A 16,694-nucleotide genomic window follows, 5' to 3' on the forward strand; every position below is an offset into this window, starting at 1 on the left:
CCGGGAGTCGATTTTTTGTTCGCTCCCGTGCAGGGGTATAGTGATGATTAGAAAAGGGCAGGAATTTTCTCGTCCGTCAGATTTTTAACGATCTTAGCTACGTTTTCCTTTAAGATTTCAAAGAGGACTGCGAAACGTCCGCGATTGATCGCAGCTTTACCGAGATTACCGCTTCCCGCGCATTGGTCAACGACAACCTCTCCAGGCTTCGTGATGGCTTCCAGAACGGCCTCATAAAGCTCAACCGGCTTCTCAGCCTGATGGATCCGTTTATTTGGTGCCGTTGGCTGAAAATTAAACTCGGTCGGCAGCATGAACGCCGTTCCACTCATAAAACCTCCACGCTGCGGGTCGGGTCGAAGCGCCCTTGCCCGCTTCCCTTTCGCGAAAAACATCAAATCTTCAGTATTCTTGGATTTTCGGCCGGTATTGAATACGCAATCCCCTTTGCGCCAAGGAACCTTGCTATAATAAGAAAATCCAGCTTCGATCGCCATCTCCTTGACTTGGTACAAATATCTAAAGTTATTCTCGTTCTCTGCCGGCAGCACTTCCACGAGAAAACCTCCGGGCTTCAGCACGCGAGCCTTTTCCTTGAAATCTTCTACTGTATACCGAAATGAGGTTTCATTATACGACTTGTCGAAGCGCCGATTCGTCCCCGCATTGGATAGTTCATCCTGCCAAGGATGGTCAGTGACTATGGCGTCGATACTCTCATTATCGAATATCGATAAGTCCCGGCCGTCACCTTCCACGACGATCGCTTTCTCACCGATGAGCGTATAAACGCCACGAGCAACTCGTTGGAACCTCTTAATCAGGCCGTCGTAGAGTCTCCCTCGTATCGTAGTCTCTGGCTTGTCCGGTATATGGCGAGCAATTTCTTTGATATTCATCGGGCGACCGTTCCGCGTCAAGACGTCAGCAATTCGGTTCGCGAGAATCTCCTGTTTCATCTTTATAATCCTCCAATGTCCTCCTCTGCACCGGAAGGACAAGAATAAAGTCCTTCCGTGCAGGGAAGTCAAAGCGAACTACCCAACAAAACGTCTGCAGTTGCTCTATTTATTGCCGTCCACCAAAGAATTTTCTGGTTTCCTTTTCGATCAACTCAATAGCTTCCGAGGACATGCTGTGCTCCCGCAGCGCAAGCTCGATGACTTGCTCTTTGATGCGAAGATACTTCGTATCATCAGGAAGCTTCAGGTGATCTTCAATCGCTTGAAGAACAACGAGAGAAAAGTCATGGGATTGAAGCACCCTTACATTGAACCCTTCCGGAAAAGCAAAGTACCGGCGCCCGGGTTCTGCAATCTCGTTGAGCTCTCGGACCAAGCGCTCGCTCGTGCTAGCCGAATAGGTCCGCATCGAAACGAAGCCACCATTTTCGGCCAGCCTGCACCATATCGATCGATATCCATTCTTATTTTCAGTGGCAGTGTGTAATTTCACACCGACAGCTCCTCTGCTGATCTATTTTTTCGCCTTTGTTTGGTCTGCATCTTTGCCGTTTTGACGGAGACTGTAACGATCGTATCATTACGCGCGCCGCCGTGTGGGACGAGCCGGATGCGATTGATATGAAACAGTTTTTTGTCGTTCATACCCATGCTGTTCCACCCAAACGAAATAGCTTTTCCACCTACTCGTAAAACCCGGGCAACCTCTTTTTTTAGTAAGGACCAATACGATGAACGGGTCCTCTCCCCTCTCATGGTATCCATTCCAACAGACTCATACATTTCCTTGACCTGACGTGGAGAATAGGGCGGATCGAACAGAACGACATCGACCGATTCATCCGGAAAAAGCTTCAGGAAATCGTAGGCGTCTAGGTGGAAGTTGGTATCCATCTCTGGGTTGAGATCATTCGTTAAATGTGCCCATCTGCTTTCATTTGCAAAGGGGTCGATAACAAACCCACCTTTGAGCTCTTCCTTGAGCAAATCCTTGACGGGACCCAAGATGTAGGGGTTTTTGTTCGGCATCGCCCAAACCCTATCCATCTGAAGTTCCTCGGGAGCGTAGAAGTGTGGATCGACACACTCCCAAACCGCAAGGATAGAATGAAAGTCAGTTGATTTGCCAAGAATGCAGTTCGCCGTGCCCTTATTGTAGAAGTTCAGGTCGTAAAAATGCACATCCGTGACAAAGCTTTCATGGGGAACAAAGATTTCTTCGCCATCCTCGCCTATATCCAAGTCGAATAAATCCATGCTTCCGCTGCGTTCCACATCCTCAAGAGGCTTGCTGGTCATTATGCTGCCCCAGTAATAAAGAATGGCCCGCTTCTTGATCCAAGCAGGGAAATACTCGTCTTCCTCCACATGCTCAAGGTCATAATAATAGAAACCATTGAGCTGTTCTTCTTTGGCAAAGGGCTGCTTCTTCGCAACACACGTTACCCCTTCGAATTCAAATAAAATATATCGGTTCATCTCGGCTGCTCCTCTTCTTAGAATAAAAAGGCGTACTGCCCTTTTTTATCCTGCAGATATGAAACGGCCGACTGAACCTTCTTCCCCAGCTCGAACTTCATGAGAGAGACAGCGACCTCAACCGCAATCGCCTTCACCACGTTGGCATCGACCGATTGTCCGATGAGCTGCGTGATTTGGTTTTCCGACATCCATTCCGGGAATTGAAACCATTCCGGAATATGGAGGAAGCTGGCAAGCTCTTGCCAAACGAACTTGCGCCAGCGCTTGCCGTCCGGATGCAGAAGATACGACGATGTGGCATTGGTGCGAGAGTAAGACTGCAGAATGGCCGCCATACGTGTTGAGTCCAGCGAAACAAGCGTATGGTTGTGCTCCGCGGTAAAGTTGTTCGTCTTCCCGTCTTTAGCAAGAATCTTACTCATGTACGTCCCTTCAATGGGGAGAAAAGCCCCCCGCTCTTCCCAATCACTACCTATTACCTTCCCCACCGTCGGCCGGAAGCGTTCCGGGATACTGGGGGCAGCCGGCCATGCAAAGTCGATATCGTCTTTGAATGCAACCGCATACCCTCTTACCCGGGACGGTACGGATCCGAACGAATGGGCATCGATGACGGTCTCGTAAAACGAACGGAAGCCCGCAGCTTGAAGAAGACCCTGCATCTGCCGATACGTTCGCGACGAAAAGAAGCCGGGAACCTGCTCGATGATGCAAGCACGGGCGCCTGAATGGGCCACGAGCCTGGCATAATGAGGGGATAAGCCGCTCACCGTGCCACCGTAAGCCATTCCTAACGTTGAGTATTCGTCACATTCGCAAGAGAGCCAAGCGACGTCCGCCTGCGGAATAAAGTCGCTGTGGATGTGCCGAATGTCCGACATCAGCGTTACTGCAGAGTGGCCGTGATTCAAACGAAAGGTATCACAAGCCGCATTCCAGTAATCGATTCCGCCCACGGTCTCAAATAACCCTGTCTCCTGCAGCGACGCATCCGCAATCCCCGCTCCGGATGGAATCGAAAAGCAGCGAAGGCGCTTCAGCTCAGCTCCTTGGAAACAGCCGGGGCCGATTTCCCATAAGGAGACACTTTGCGACGTCCTCGCCTCGATTCTTCCGTCACGAACGATAATATCGATCCGCTTCCGCTTATGGAGCACTCGGTTAAGCTCTGCATTTTTGCGGTCGAAATACGGACGGGGATTCTTCCAACCGGCGCGCTGCCGCTTAGAAATGACGCCATCGCCACGCTCGCTTTTCAGCAGCACCACAACATCTTGCTCCACACGAAACTCGACGGCATCCCCTGGTGCGAAATTTCCAGCCTCGAGCACGCTCGGTTCGTAGTAGAGTCTGGTCATGCCTTTGGCTTCCGTCGTCATCACATTCCGGATCATGGTGATCATCTGTCTATTTCCTCCTCTTTTCGGACACAAAAAAATGGAGACGTAAAAAAAGGCATACGAATACCGTATCCCTTTTATAGTCTCCATTCTTTTGAACCTATTTTTATCGGCTAAACAGCGCTTCTCCTACCCCGCACGAATCATCCTAAGATGGACGGCAAGGAAAAAAATCTTGAATCGTAATGAGTTCAGTATATCAAAACTCTGGTTAGAAGAGAATCGGGAATTGAAATAAGCCTTGCTTGTCTTGGGTTACGAAGGCTTGGGGGGTGATAGATTCATAGTTTCAGGTGCCAAACAATAATCCAAATGGACAACAAATATTGTAAATTATACAATAATAACGTTAGTCTCATGTTCGTCTTTTCCCAACGATACCTTCAATTTTAATTGGTCTTGTAATTTCCATAGGTCATCAATTCTGTCTATTTGAATAATAGCATGAAAATATTCTCCCTCTTGATGCTCCTTTTGGCAGTTCCACTTTTGCAACACATCGAAATAATTGTCATTAAAAATCGTGTTCTTAAACTGTATTTGAATAAACATTTTCTTTCCTCCTCTGTTGGAAATAATTTTTCCCGGTACACGAGCGGGAAGCTCCGCCGCGTGGCGGTTGGCCTGCAACACGTATCCAGCCGGCCCGGCCTTCTTTGACGGAATGATTCGGCAAGCACCGTCCAGAAGAATAGGTGGCAGTCGCCACCCGACTCCGATTTACCTGAAGTTCATATGTACCCTGCCCTACCTACCGTCCCCGGCGGAATAATTCTTAAGCATCTCGCTTGCTTCCTCGGGAGCAAGCGGTGGATTCTCCGCCGCGCGCCGGTTCCCAGCAACACGTATACCGTCGGCACATCATCCCCGGGCGGAATAAATCGGCAGGCATTCCGCGAGATCGCAGTTTCCGTCCGGAGCGACCGGTGGTGGTGGCGGCGCCAATCCTCCGGCTTACGTATCCCGCCAGCACGGCCTTTAACGATCGGAATGATTCTGCAAGCATTCCGCACATGCTTCCCGCAACCGTTGGGACGAACGGCCGCATCCGCCGCGCACGGTGCCTCCAACTGTACGAATACCGCAGACCCGCACGGTACCGGTCGGTATGATTCGGCAAGTGCCCCTCGCTTGCACACTGCCGTCCGGAGCGATCGGCTACCGCCGACGAGTGGAGTTCGCCAGCAGCGCATATTGTAAGAATAAAATAAAGAAATAGCCAGAGTTAGTTGTTGACTACTTCCTTTTTTTGGATTCGGGAAACCAACTGCTTTTGAAAAATAAGTTGTAGACCGACTCATGGTGATGCTTCGATCGAAGAATACTGAAAGTCAGAAATAAAGTAGACTCCGCGGAACGAACCGTGAAGAATCAAGAGCGGAGCTGCAGCGCAGCCATCCAGCCGCAGCACCTGGCTTGCCCACCAGTCTACAACTCTGCAGTTGCTGGGAGCCGACCGCCGTCGCCGACGTTCGTCGATCGCGCCGCGGGCATCGCCCAGAGAGAAGCAGGAGTGCGGGCTGCAGCTGCTGGGAGCTGGCGGGTCAGTCTATAACTATATTTTCTTGGTCTAATACTTTATTTTTCAGTCTAATAGTTTATTTTCTTCTGACACTGGCCGCTGGTTGGAACTCCGCGGCTCCACCTCGTGACACTGAGGATCGCCGGATTCCGGGAAGGGCGTCGCGATCGATTGTACGCCGGCAACGGTAGTTGACCCAATAAAACTGCCAGCTGCAGTGTATGCGCCACCACCCATTTACCTGGATGCGTTGCGCGCGGGACCGCGCACATATCCCCTGAAGCCCCCTTCCGGACCCTCCTATTAAAGCGTCCGTTTGTTTGTGTGATTTCTTTCAGTGAGGAATTCTATGGCAATCCATGCGCTGCTGGCAGCGGTGAATTTTGCTTCGATGCGAGCATTGCCTGCGGGACTGATCAAGCAAGCTCGGGTGATGGTCGGAATCAGCAATCAGAGTTCCGTAGCACCGTAGACCGCTGACCGCGTGCTTGCTGCAACACAAACTCTGGTCGGATTGTCTATTTTGAGTGCATCCTCAACTCGCAAGAAGCTTCAGATCATCGTTTGAAACAAGATCCGCACCAGACATCTGGCTTCGCTCCTTGATGTGAGTATCCGCATTTCAAACAATTTAAGTTGAAGGTCAATGAGGCTCCTCTGATATCTTTATCACGGGATGCTATTTTTTCATTTCCTTGGAAATCGGGACCGATTGAGAGATGGATTGATACGAAATGGAGAAGAAAACTTAGACGGCAGTTGGCGCCAAGATGGGAATCATCACGCGATACTTTGGTTCTCGATGGCGATTTCGTTTGTTTATGGCATTTTTTCCTTACTTATTTGTTGAAGATCCTCTTCAAGAAGAAGATTTGCCCTATCCAAAATGTTATTTGCATGTTCAATCAAATCACGCAATTCTGAGAAAAACACTATCTTTTTCTTGAAATCTGAATTAACTATTTCTTGAATTCTCAGTGAAGACTCATTTTTGGAAATAACGGCCCATGATCCGTTTTTGGTTATCTGATTGGTTTCCCATAATTGTGACGAAACATGTATGATCTGACGGTATAACCCCTGCAGCTCAAGGATCAATTCTTCTTTATCTTTATTCATATTATTAGTCACATCTTTTCTGAGTTGTTGATGCCTAACCAGTTAGAACCGTCCGTGTACCTTTTGATTTGCTTCGCCGCAGGCTTTTGGCTGGTGTTGTAAACTTACGTGTAAACTCGCGTATTTCACTTCTAGAGATGCAGCCACATCTATCAATCAGCCCCAGTAGCTGCAGTGATACAGCGGATCTCTGCTAGAGCATGTGCGCCGGCATTGCGCGGATCTCCGAAATCACCCGATATCTGAATTACACCGAAAGAATCCAATCAAAGCACAAACGTTCTTCTGGATGAACCAATCGAAATTCATGCTTTTTACAAAAGGATCTTATCTCCAAGGTATTGGCAGATTCAATTTTGATAAGTGGTATTCCGTTATTTTTACAGTACTCTTTACACCATTCTAAAATCACTGTACCTATGCCTTTTCTTTGACGTTCCTCACCTACATCAATTACAGCTATGGTTAGCCACATCTTTGGCATTATGCGCAAATATAGATCGAGTTCCGAAGTTGTCATTCCTACGCTATTCGTAAACCCGGGTCTAACAACAATTTCGGTTTGATAGATCTCTTCTAGAACTACGGTCAATGACGAATACCAATTTGACTCCATTCATAAGCTCCCTTAATGTTTATATTTAGCCGCGACTACTGAAATTTCTTTTTACCTAAACCTGACAAAATTCGATTGGTGCATCCAATTCATTTGGCTTTCCGAAAATCTTTCTTGTATAGCATCGGCATCATTTTACCGCACCGCGCGCATTCGAATGTAGTCATTTTCCGATAATTCCATATCTGTATATTACGACAATTATATCATCTAGTAAACGATATAATTATCGTTACGACAATATAATACACATATTCTCCATTGTACTGTATTATTTGTATAGAAAGGAGTTGGCGATGATGATCCAATTGAAGGAAAATGAAATTCAAAGAATACTAAAAATAATGATGGCTGAAGCTGGGGTCGACAAAATGTCACATGTGGCTAGAGATATAAATATGAAAGATACTACTTTCCGTTCGGCAGTATCCCATGAACATATTAGGCTGGTGGACTTCATACGTGCAGCCAATAAGCTCGGTTATAGAATTTACGCCCAAAAAGAAGGTGAAGGGAATGTTTGACACTACCAAGCTCCATGTCAAAGTTTATTTGATCGGGAAATGTCCTGTTTGTAATCGGTTCAATGAAGAGGTTACGCACGATTATGGAGAATTGTTATTTCCTGAACTTGACAAAAGGCTTGATGAAACGAATCATTACATCCATCCTCTGATATGTCGAAATTGTAATTCGTCTTTTTCTCCAACAGGTCTTTCTACTCGTGATATGCTTCGGAACAAAGAAATTATTCACCAAGAAATTCCATTCGGAACAGAACTGAATGAGGAGGAATACAAAGAAATACGTGAAGTTCAAGATCGGAGATACGAAATTTTTTCAGAGCGTGAGGAAGAGTTTTGGGAAGCATTTAGTGTTTTCGCTCTTGAGAATTGGCGCGATGTTGTCAATGAATTGAACAAAGAAGAGATAGAAGCTGCCTATATTGAAATGGAAATACAGGAGCCTATCCGCACCGTCCAGTCAGGCCGCAGGGATGTAGTAAACAGGTTCAAATCGAATGAAACTAAGCGAGTATTTTGGAGAAAGGCTAATCACTACCTTGTATATGAACTCTTTTTGAATATCGGACCGATGGGATGGGTAATAGATACGGATGCAAAGCATTACGGCCTGCAGCGCATTCGGTTCATTGTCATGAATTTTCCTCTGGGGGAAGCAATGGAACCTTTTCGAACACGAATGATCGGTCAATTGTTCAAAAAGGAAAAGGGAGACAATCTTTTTCTTTTTCAGCGCATATCACAGATTTCAGACGATTTGAGTAAGGCTACTAGGAGGGCAACAGAATTCCATCACAAAAACGAAGCCCTAAAACACGAAGTCGCAGAGCATCAAAAGAAGTTACACAATGCTTATACGGAAATCAATAAAATGAAGGAAGAGCGGATTGCGGCAATTCAAAGGAATCCAGACGATCAGAGAAAAATCCGGGAACTGAAGAGTTTTATCGGAGAGCTCATGAGCGAGTTGAAGGAACGAAACCACATAATTAAAGAACTACAGCCTGCCGCCGCGACTGAACCTGCTCTTTTGGAAGAAATTATAGGCGGACAAGCAGCGGAGGAGGAAACCGACGGTATTGACGGTATGACTAAGTTGCAAGGAATGACCGTTGGGGTTATAGGCGGGGAAAGGTCAGAACAAGCCCGTCGCGAGTATCCATGCAAGTTCATCACACACCCAGGTTGGACCCTTGATCCTGACTTTTATGCTCTTCTGCGGAATTCTGACATAATTGCTTTTCTAACAGAACATAGTTCACATGAGGCTATGTGGGAGTCCAAAGCATACGCAATTAGTCATGAGAAACCGATATTTTTCCCAAAAGCGATCAACTTAGATATTATTCTTAGGAGTATTGCGGGGAATTTGTAAATGTGCCGCGACTCCCCATGCCTGAAAGTAGGGGCTTCTCAGAACATCGAGACTCGGAACCTCGTCGCCGTTCACATCATTACACATCTGATCATTCTGCTCACCCCAGACTTATACCAGGCGCTATGCTCGACTCGGCAACGGACCAATGGCTGAACAACGCGCGCCCCGCTGCTGTCCGGAGCCGTCGCGGGAGGCTCTGCCGCGCGACGTTCTTAGGACGGAATGATACGGAAGCATCCCGCTTGCTCCCTCTGGAGCTCTCGGATGCCGCCGCCCAACGGTTCACCGCCAAATGTACACCGTGGCCCCGCCGATCCCGGATGTAATGATTCGGCAAGTATACATAGTGCTCACCGCTGCCGTCCGGATCGATCGGCGGCCGCCGCGTCCGGATCGATCGTCAGCAACGCCAGGAGGTTAGCTCAAGAAAATTTTCCTGAGCACATCAAAATACCCCGCCGGTCTGTTAGCTGGCGGGGATTTTTCGTCTATGGCATCTATTTTTCAAAGATGAAGTAAAAATAAGTCACGTATGTTAGTAATACAAATATTGCCACAAACAAGACAAGCTTTTTATGTTCATTTTTGCTTTTTGCGTAAACAAATCGAAACAACCACATGTTGATCAGGAAAGCTATTATTAGCAAGACGATTAGAACAGTCACCATGATGTTATTTCCACTTTAAGAAATTCTGTAATACAAATTTTGGGCGTCTTTAGAATAAGACCACCACTGGTAGAAAAGAACCGCTGCTGAAATTGTAGCCCCTAGAGCTGTTACAATTGCTATTATCGTGGAAATTCCAGCTGATATAGGGGCGGCCGCAAGTGCTGCAGCAATAGTTGCCATTGTGCCAGCACCAAGTACACCGCCGATTTCTACTGTTTTGCTTTTCATGGATGAGATCGTGGATCTGAATTTATCCAATTTATCGGCGTTCGAAGAGTTTTCGTACAGACTTTTTCCACTTTCTCCGCGAATATAGAGGCTCCAATAAATGCTTCCCGAAGAATACTGCTCCTGTTGATAGCCATAGCCCAAACCATCAAAAACAGATTCGGAGTATACCGAAGCAAGGGCAGTATTAGGTTTTATGTACTGAGTTGCAGCTTGCGGTTGTGCAGAAATTACTTCTTGTTTACCATTCGCGTTTACAGTAAGAACGTTCGTTTGTTTGTCCAGCGTTGTAATGGTAATATCTTTCCCGGAGGATACACGAACTTTTCTTTCTTTTGCATTATCCTTTAGCACTTCGACTTTGTAGCTCTTGCCCTCAACCTGTATGTCAGAATTCGCTGAGGTTGTGCTGGGAATGCCCATCAAAATCAGAGTAAAACATAAAACCGTAATAACAACACCTTTCAATCTGTTAAGTAATATCATGATAAAATCTCCTCCTAAATATAACGGTATACATTGTACGATCGCATAGATTTCCTGTAAATAGGTATAAATTCATAATAATTGGGAAATAAATTATGCCTTTGGGAAAAGCGTGTAATGTTTGGTCGTATTGTGCTACGTAATTGGTTTTCAGTACGGAAACCGATTTAGCAGTATAAACATCAAAAGCCCCCGCTGGCCTCTTATGGCTGGCGGGGGAGTTTTTCGTTATGTCTTTAGTACTTTTTTTAGTAATCCATTTACCCGGTTCATTCGTTTAAAACAGGGCTATAGTTTTTCACGCCCATTTTTACAAATCGCGCCCCGGATCGGATGTTCGTTATAATGAAGCTTCCCAGATATGACTTTATACTTGGAAAGTCTAGTAACCATTCGATCTTATAATCATCATTATCTTGTTCAAATAACCGATAATTGAAGTCGTTGTTTTGGATGTATAGTGCCTTTAGACTATACATCCAAGTTTCGTCGCCAATATACCGACGTTGCTTCTTCTCATTTTCATAACCGAAGGCTTTGATTCTGTCCACAAGTTCTTGGGCTGTACCAGCCTGCCCATTTATGAATGAATTCAGTTGGTCCGTCAATTCGACATCTTCCTTCAATTGACCGTACCATTCATACTGTGCAAGGTATCTCGGCTTCCGAGCGATTTGCTCGGTCAAATTTCTGACGAGTTTTTCAATGTTCATCTTTTTCTCCTGCACGCTGCCTCCCTTTTTGGTGAGGACTTATGCGCTAAACTATTTCACAAAACTAAATATGATTTTTTCATGATCCCCAGCCCAAACTTCTTTTGAAATGAATCCTGTATAGAGATCTACTGGATTCAAATCTTGTAAGATATAATTGCCAACCTTATAGTATGTGCAATTATACCCGTCCCCGCCCCAGACGTGATGATTTTCTTGACCATCATACTGAATAATTTCAAAATGCACATGTTGAAAATCCAACCTAAATTTAGCTAGTGCTATGTTCATTGAGGTCGTCTCATTGAGATTTTCCCCATCTTTTTCCTCTGAGGAGCCTATAACAATAAGAAGCTCCCTTCCTCGGATATCTTCTTTGTACTCTTCCGCCTCTTCCAAGTCTTCAACTGTCCCTGTGGCAATTAGGGATCTGATCTGATAAAAACGAGTCACCCAATCTAAGTCCTCCTGATGAAATGTAGATAACCATATATTGTTTTCCTGTAGAATATTAAAGAAATCTATAAATTTATCAAACTCATAAAATAACTCTTGACCTATGGTAAAGCTTGAAGACGCAACAAATTTTGAGTATTCAGATAAGAACGTATTTTTCATTTTTTTCTCCTTCCTGCCTTTATTTTACCAATATACTCAGTGAGCATAGAAGTCAATGCTTTTTCGTAGCCGCCGGCATGATCACGTAAAGTTTTTAAGGATGGTCCGTCAAATTCCTGCGACCATTCTTTGTATTTCTCAATGTTCAATGAAGTTGCTAAAAACTCCATGAACGGCGCCTTCCAGCGTCCATCGTTGTACTTGAAATTAGGCCCCTTTTCAAATGTCGGCATTTCTTTGTTTTTCTTAGCTTTCACAAGCCCGCCATAGCGCTTTCTCAGCGTTTCTATATGCGGTAGATTATCTCGATCATCTCTCCAATCCATATACTCAGCTTCGCTGAATAGGGGGCCAAGTGCTTTCTTTGCCTCTTCTAATGCTGTATCTATTTCTTCATCCGAAAACGTTTTACCCCAGGTCATATTTGGCAACAAATCTATCAATTCTTTGGCGCGGTTAAATCCGCGACACCTCTTCGTGATGACACTGGAAGATGGCATATTAGGCTTTGATAACTGCCACTTCTCGTATTCTTTTCTGGTGAAGTATTTACCGAGATCAATAACAGCCAATCGCATCGCCTCTATGCATTCCTCCAGCGTGAACTTTTTTGTGTGATCTTTGACCTTAAATTCTTCTTGCAGAGTGAGCCAACTCTTCTTCGTATGAAAGTAGATAGAGGAGGAACTGTGCAAGTCCTTACCTTTCGCGTATTCATTCCATTCCTTTGAACTGGGCCAATAACCCAATCTCAACGCGAATGAGACTAATTCCGCTAAAGATTTTTGGGCCTTCAGTTTTGCTGGAGTATCATCCAAACTGTTCACCCCCGAATAGACGAACGATACCAATATGGACGCCCGCTGATCCAAATATCAGCAGGTGGGATATTTCCTCGATACTTTTTCCCTGCCTGCTGTGCCTTCAAAGCAGCATGCGCGGATTGAGAAACCCGTACCCGGGATACTCCGCGCATCGCTGCTAGTTCAGTACTATTGATTAGATCGGCGGGCGATTTTACTTTCCCGTGCGAATAAAATGAGCCTCTTCTTCATCAATGAATTCTAATATGCACTCGCCAAATTCGACGATTCGGGACAATACCTCTTCTGGAAATCCTAGCTGATCCGTGTCCAGTGTACCTGAACCTTCGTTGTAAAAAGGAAGCAAGTTTTCCTTGATTATGAGGACATTGGAACTTCCCGTTGATGGTTCGTATTTAAGTTCTTTGAAAGACTTCATGTCTTCCAATGTCGTGCCAGTAGGATCAAATCTATCCCCAGCTTCTTCCCCCTCTGTAACAGTAAACAACGTGACTGCTTCGGGTTCTCCAAATTCATTACATTCGACTGTGTAGTATCCCAAATATGCGATTTCATCGTTCCCTACGTACTCACCAGAAAAAAATCTTTTGGTCATTCCCCTTACCTCCGTTTGGTTAATTTTCCCTTATGTATTTAAAATATCATAAAGTATTAATTTTGTTAAGAGAACAAAATGGGAACATAATATAAACATATCCATTAAATTTCCAAATATTCATTTAATTCCCCCATCGTTTAAAGAATTTCTTCAGGAGTGGGAGGTTCCTTCCTTATAATTTTTTTGTTGTCGAGTTGCCTCGTCTTCGCATAGGAATTTATCTTCTCTCGATCAAAAAGAGGATTGTTTCCATCTTGATCGGTCCATTTGTTCGTGAGAGGCTTTTTCGGCTTTTGTCAGTTCGCGTCCAGCAAATAATGCTAGAATATCGGTCATGCTTTACTCCTCTCTTCTACCTTTCGAATCAAATAGACTTCCACGCCCCTAATTAGGGCACTTGGAAATCCGCCCGCATGATCTCTCAGGGCCTTTTCGGATGGTGGCCCCTATGTTAGAGGCCCAGGTGATGTAATTGTGCATGGAGAGCTGCTGGGAAACAAAGTCCACCATGAACGGAAGCTATTCTTCATTTGCGTATTTCATCTTTGCGTTGGTTTCGTTAGCTGGAAGCGAAAGCAGCGACCTTGCAATTTGCAGGGATTTGTACCTTTGTCGGATTGTTTCTATAGAACGAAATAGGAAAAAAAACGGATGACGATCGAGATTAATGGACAGTATTGGAGAGAGAAGATAAACGAAATGGCCGTGATGATTTTGAATGAAGTCCGACATCGAATACCTTTAATAGCTCTACAAAATCCTTGATATGAGTAGCGTCTAACAACCAGTCCGGTTTTCCTTCCCCACCGTCCTCCATGTAGGAAATGTGAAGCAGATAATCCTCAGTAAGCACATAAAAATCAAAGCAACCGAACCGTTCATCATATTTTGCCGACCATTCAATCACATTCATGTCCATAAGTGCGCCAAATCGAAGTGAGTTAGAGAACGTAGGATTTTGAACATTGGCTTGAATCCACGTCAACAATAGGTCTTTTGAATTTTTCATGATCGTACCTCCGGGGTAATTTAATGGCTTTACCCTATTAGTAATATCTCAAAAAAATTCATGACCAAATTTGGTAGGCACCAAAAATCAATTTTTATATCTCAAAACGATAGATGTCACAAAATGTTCACATTGTTGCCCAGGAGGAATGACTTGAAAGCATTGGAGTGCGCCTCGTTGCTGTCCAGAGAATCAGTGGATGCTCCGCCGCGTGGCTGTAATAAGAAAATATAGTAGTAGACTGGGGTTGTTGGAACCGAGCGTTTTTTTGAGTTTGAAAGGAGAATTAGGAGCGTGAACTGCAACGTAGCTGTCCGGCCGCCGCCGTCACCGGCGCACCGTCCGAGCGCGAATCGCATCCGGGAGAACCGGGAGCGAGAGCTGCAGCGTAGCGGCCCGGATCATCCCTTGCTTGTCAGTCTGCTAGCGGGTTACGGGGTGCAGGCCAAACGTCGCGCGGCGGAGCCTCTCGCGATGGCTCCGGACAGCAGCGGGGAGCACATCTTTCAGCCATTGGTCCGTAGAAGTTCTCTCCCCTTCCAGCAGTTCTTTACGATACCTCTCAGCTCTGTAAAGATACTGAGGGAACTCCTGTTTATTCATATTTAACAGCTATCCCCGCAAGCAGGGGATACAGGACGTTGTCTCATCCTGCAAAGGTAAAACCAAGATTTCTAGCACCATCGAAGTCAAGCGCGGCCGAAACGTCAGACGCATCAACAGGTAGGAAGCCATACGAAATATCGGTATCCCAACCATTTCCGTCCTGGATTGCTTCATATGCTATTTTTTTATCCTCATCTAGAAGGATCGCAAAGGTATAACCTTCGATTGTGGCTTGATCGAATACTTTCATTTTTATCAACCTTTCATTCATTTTTTTATGAGCATGTCTTTCCGCAAGCTCCTTGATCCACAGTAGTCGGCCTTCCGACACAGCGTTCGGTCTGATCATGTCACCTCTATACGTTGGTTTCAAAGCGCGATTGCCAGCTTCTGAGACGGACTGCTGAGTAGTTCCCAACAGCTCCGCAAATGATGCGGCCCCGATCATTTCAATAGCTTCTCCGCGGCGGAGACGGTCAGTAATTTCTGCCCAAAACTGTTCATCATCTTGAATATTCTTCATTTAAGTACCTACTTTTTTTGTGGTGTGGGCCGTGTACCTTCAATTTGTTTTTTTCGCTTATCTCCTGTTGATGTATTAATTTTACAATTAAAGCCTGTGTAATACAAGCGAACATAACAAGAACATTATATAAAAATTTTCTTTATTTTCCAAAAAATAAAGCTTGAATAGGGTATATATATCCGGTATATAATAAATACAAACAAACGTTCGTATTTGGTGGTGAGAATTGATGAGTACAAACACGATTGAGACAGAACATGACATACAAATCATCAAGGAGTTTACTCGGTATGCTGGCGAGAGATATTGACGAATTAAAAATACACAAAGACAAGATCGTGTACAATCATCTTATTTTTTATCTTCGGGAAGTTGAAAAATCCATTTACCCCGAACTGCAAAACATCAAAAGCAAGATGAAAAGACGGGACATGAAAGTGCTCAGTACGAACACGAACGCTTTAGGCATCCACGTCGATTACAAAGTGCGCGACTACATTCATCATTTCACTATGTTGAGAAGCCTAGTCAAAGCAGAGTTGATGACAATGCTAATGAACATGCGGAGGCGGTGAGGGACTATGCCTGAACGAACGATTTTTCTGGTCGACTGTCAGAGTTTTTATGCTAGTGTGGAAAAAGCGGCACACCCTGAGCTTTATAACAAACCGGTTGCTATCGGCGACCCCGCACGCAAAAGTGGCATTGTATTAACTGCTTGTCCAATTGCAAAATCTTATGGTGTGTCAACTGCGATGCGTAATTTTGAAGCTCTTGCTGTTTGCCCAGACCTTACTATAGTCCGACCAAGAATGAAGACCTACATCGATGTTTCTACACTCATCACGGAAATTTATGAGTCCTTCACCGACCTTGTTGAACCGTGGAGTATCGATGAGCAGTTCGTTGACGTGACAGGTTCAATGTCGCTTTTTGGGACCCCAGAGGAAATTGCACGTCAGATGCAAACAAAAGTTATGCTTTCTTGTGGCGTCTGGATACGAGCAGGAATTTCTTCAAGCAAAATTCTTTGCAAAATGGCATGTGATAATTTCTCAAAGAAGAGCGAAAGTGGCATTTTCGAGCTGCCAGTGGATCAGATCGAATCCGTACTCTGGCCGTTACATGTCTCAAAAATGTACATGGTCGCAAACCGGATGACAGCCCATTTTGAAAGAATGGGGTTAAGCACAATAGGCGACATTGCGCGCCTAGATCTTGGGGAATTCAAACGGCGCATGCGTATCAGAATGGGACGTCAATCAGACATAAAGGCGGAATATTATTGGCAAACGGCCCGGGGCTTGGAATATCTACAAAAAAATATATGTGCATAATGAAAAATACTCTGCAATCTGCCGTGCAGATAGGATTTCTAAAAAGCATAGTAAGTGTGCATAAATAAAAATGGG

General features: G+C 45.1%; 18 protein-coding genes and 1 pseudogene. 5 read left to right on the plus strand and 14 right to left on the minus strand.

From position 1 onward, the window contains the following. Window positions 1–47: 47 nt before the first annotated feature. From AC0LWT_RS24480 to AC0LWT_RS24510, 7 genes are all read right to left on the minus strand, one after another. Complete coding sequence (locus tag AC0LWT_RS24480; RefSeq protein WP_474683892.1) at window positions 48–959, minus strand: DNA-methyltransferase; 912 nt, start codon at window positions 957–959, stop codon at window positions 48–50. A 109-nt stretch (window positions 960–1,068) separates the two neighbouring features. After that, entirely contained in the window at window positions 1,069–1,455 is a 387-nt protein-coding gene (locus tag AC0LWT_RS24485; protein ID WP_474683893.1) for a hypothetical protein, read from the minus strand. Beyond that, a complete protein-coding gene (locus AC0LWT_RS24490) occupies window positions 1,452–2,441 on the minus strand; it encodes an LPD28 domain-containing protein (RefSeq protein WP_474683894.1) in 990 nt (329 codons plus the stop codon). Before AC0LWT_RS24490 ends, AC0LWT_RS24485 begins: the two co-directional genes overlap by 4 nt. Window positions 2,442–2,458: 17 nt before the next feature. Then, window positions 2,459–3,847, minus strand: a complete 1,389-nt coding sequence (locus AC0LWT_RS24495; protein ID WP_474683895.1) for a DNA cytosine methyltransferase — start codon at window positions 3,845–3,847, stop codon at window positions 2,459–2,461. Window positions 3,848–4,177: 330 nt separating this feature from the next. Then, window positions 4,178–4,477, minus strand: coding sequence for a hypothetical protein (locus AC0LWT_RS24500; RefSeq protein WP_474683896.1), 300 nt, complete (start codon window positions 4,475–4,477; stop codon window positions 4,178–4,180). Window positions 4,478–6,185: 1,708 nt separating this feature from the next. Further along, complete coding sequence (locus tag AC0LWT_RS24505) at window positions 6,186–6,485, minus strand: hypothetical protein (RefSeq protein WP_474683897.1); 300 nt, start codon at window positions 6,483–6,485, stop codon at window positions 6,186–6,188. 247 nt (window positions 6,486–6,732) lie between these two features. After that, window positions 6,733–7,101, minus strand: a complete 369-nt coding sequence (locus tag AC0LWT_RS24510) for a GNAT family N-acetyltransferase (RefSeq protein WP_474683898.1) — start codon at window positions 7,099–7,101, stop codon at window positions 6,733–6,735. A gap of 296 nt (window positions 7,102–7,397) precedes the next feature. Here AC0LWT_RS24510 and AC0LWT_RS24515 point away from each other — a divergent pair, with 296 nt between their 5' ends. Together AC0LWT_RS24515 and AC0LWT_RS24520 are read left to right on the plus strand one after the other, a co-directional pair. Beyond that, a complete protein-coding gene (locus tag AC0LWT_RS24515; protein ID WP_474683899.1) occupies window positions 7,398–7,625 on the plus strand; it encodes a hypothetical protein in 228 nt (75 codons plus the stop codon). Then, window positions 7,618–9,000, plus strand: coding sequence for a hypothetical protein (locus AC0LWT_RS24520; protein ID WP_474683900.1), 1,383 nt, complete (start codon window positions 7,618–7,620; stop codon window positions 8,998–9,000). Before AC0LWT_RS24515 ends, AC0LWT_RS24520 begins: the two co-directional genes overlap by 8 nt. Before the next feature lie 686 nt (window positions 9,001–9,686). Here AC0LWT_RS24520 and AC0LWT_RS24525 read toward each other — a convergent pair. The 6 genes from AC0LWT_RS24525 to AC0LWT_RS24550 form a co-directional block, all read right to left on the minus strand. Continuing rightward, window positions 9,687–10,388 (minus strand): geobacillin-26 family protein, encoded by a 702-nt coding sequence (locus tag AC0LWT_RS24525; protein WP_474683901.1) that lies wholly within the window; start codon window positions 10,386–10,388, stop codon window positions 9,687–9,689. Window positions 10,389–10,657: 269 nt separating this feature from the next. After that, a complete protein-coding gene (locus tag AC0LWT_RS24530; protein WP_474683902.1) occupies window positions 10,658–11,101 on the minus strand; it encodes a hypothetical protein in 444 nt (147 codons plus the stop codon). 51 nt (window positions 11,102–11,152) lie between these two features. Further along, on the minus strand, window positions 11,153–11,719 hold the full coding sequence (locus AC0LWT_RS24535; protein WP_474683903.1) for a hypothetical protein: 567 nt from the start codon (window positions 11,717–11,719) through the stop codon (window positions 11,153–11,155). Beyond that, window positions 11,716–12,537, minus strand: coding sequence for a hypothetical protein (locus tag AC0LWT_RS24540; RefSeq protein WP_474683904.1), 822 nt, complete (start codon window positions 12,535–12,537; stop codon window positions 11,716–11,718). Before AC0LWT_RS24540 ends, AC0LWT_RS24535 begins: the two co-directional genes overlap by 4 nt. 199 nt (window positions 12,538–12,736) lie before the next feature. Further along, window positions 12,737–13,138, minus strand: coding sequence for a hypothetical protein (locus AC0LWT_RS24545; protein WP_474683905.1), 402 nt, complete (start codon window positions 13,136–13,138; stop codon window positions 12,737–12,739). Window positions 13,139–13,805: 667 nt separating this feature from the next. Next, complete coding sequence (locus AC0LWT_RS24550) at window positions 13,806–14,150, minus strand: hypothetical protein (protein WP_474683906.1); 345 nt, start codon at window positions 14,148–14,150, stop codon at window positions 13,806–13,808. 294 nt (window positions 14,151–14,444) lie between these two features. Between AC0LWT_RS24550 and AC0LWT_RS24555 the strand changes: the two genes are divergently transcribed. Next, entirely contained in the window at window positions 14,445–14,759 is a 315-nt protein-coding gene (locus AC0LWT_RS24555) for a hypothetical protein (RefSeq protein WP_474683907.1), read from the plus strand. A 37-nt stretch (window positions 14,760–14,796) separates the two neighbouring features. Here AC0LWT_RS24555 and AC0LWT_RS24560 read toward each other — a convergent pair whose 3' ends face one another. After that, window positions 14,797–15,279 (minus strand): hypothetical protein, encoded by a 483-nt coding sequence (locus AC0LWT_RS24560; protein WP_474683908.1) that lies wholly within the window; start codon window positions 15,277–15,279, stop codon window positions 14,797–14,799. Between the two features lie 293 nt (window positions 15,280–15,572). Here AC0LWT_RS24560 and AC0LWT_RS24565 point away from each other — a divergent pair, with 293 nt between their 5' ends. Both AC0LWT_RS24565 and AC0LWT_RS24570 read left to right on the plus strand, forming a co-directional pair. Then, entirely contained in the window at window positions 15,573–15,857 is a 285-nt protein-coding gene (locus AC0LWT_RS24565) for a YhjD family protein (RefSeq protein ID WP_474683909.1), read from the plus strand. A gap of 6 nt (window positions 15,858–15,863) precedes the next feature. Continuing rightward, window positions 15,864–16,592, plus strand: a pseudogene (locus AC0LWT_RS24570) (Y-family DNA polymerase); the annotation flags it as partial. Window positions 16,593–16,694: the final 102 nt, after the last annotated feature.

This window comes from Paenibacillus sp. sgz302164 (assembly GCF_056120505.1).

Bases quoted from the DNA above. Each gene is read 5' to 3' on its own strand.
- AC0LWT_RS24525 (WP_474683901.1), bottom strand. From the start codon at position 10,388: ATGATATTACTTAACAGATTGAAAGGTGTTGTTATTACGGTTTTATGT.
- AC0LWT_RS24535 (WP_474683903.1), bottom strand. From the start codon at position 11,719: ATGAAAAATACGTTCTTATCTGAATACTCAAAATTTGTTGCGTCTTCA.
- AC0LWT_RS24490 (WP_474683894.1), bottom strand. From the start codon at position 2,441: ATGAACCGATATATTTTATTTGAATTCGAAGGGGTAACGTGTGTTGCG.
- AC0LWT_RS24510 (WP_474683898.1), bottom strand. From the start codon at position 7,101: ATGGAGTCAAATTGGTATTCGTCATTGACCGTAGTTCTAGAAGAGATC.
- AC0LWT_RS24560 (WP_474683908.1), bottom strand. From the start codon at position 15,279: ATGAAGAATATTCAAGATGATGAACAGTTTTGGGCAGAAATTACTGAC.
- AC0LWT_RS24545 (WP_474683905.1), bottom strand. From the start codon at position 13,138: ATGACCAAAAGATTTTTTTCTGGTGAGTACGTAGGGAACGATGAAATC.
- AC0LWT_RS24505 (WP_474683897.1), bottom strand. From the start codon at position 6,485: ATGAATAAAGATAAAGAAGAATTGATCCTTGAGCTGCAGGGGTTATAC.
- AC0LWT_RS24530 (WP_474683902.1), bottom strand. From the start codon at position 11,101: ATGAACATTGAAAAACTCGTCAGAAATTTGACCGAGCAAATCGCTCGG.
- AC0LWT_RS24550 (WP_474683906.1), bottom strand. From the start codon at position 14,150: ATGAAAAATTCAAAAGACCTATTGTTGACGTGGATTCAAGCCAATGTT.
- AC0LWT_RS24515 (WP_474683899.1), top strand. From the start codon at position 7,398: ATGATGATCCAATTGAAGGAAAATGAAATTCAAAGAATACTAAAAATA.
- AC0LWT_RS24565 (WP_474683909.1), top strand. From the start codon at position 15,573: ATGCTGGCGAGAGATATTGACGAATTAAAAATACACAAAGACAAGATC.
- AC0LWT_RS24520 (WP_474683900.1), top strand. From the start codon at position 7,618: ATGTTTGACACTACCAAGCTCCATGTCAAAGTTTATTTGATCGGGAAA.
- AC0LWT_RS24480 (WP_474683892.1), bottom strand. From the start codon at position 959: ATGAAACAGGAGATTCTCGCGAACCGAATTGCTGACGTCTTGACGCGG.
- AC0LWT_RS24495 (WP_474683895.1), bottom strand. From the start codon at position 3,847: ATGATCACCATGATCCGGAATGTGATGACGACGGAAGCCAAAGGCATG.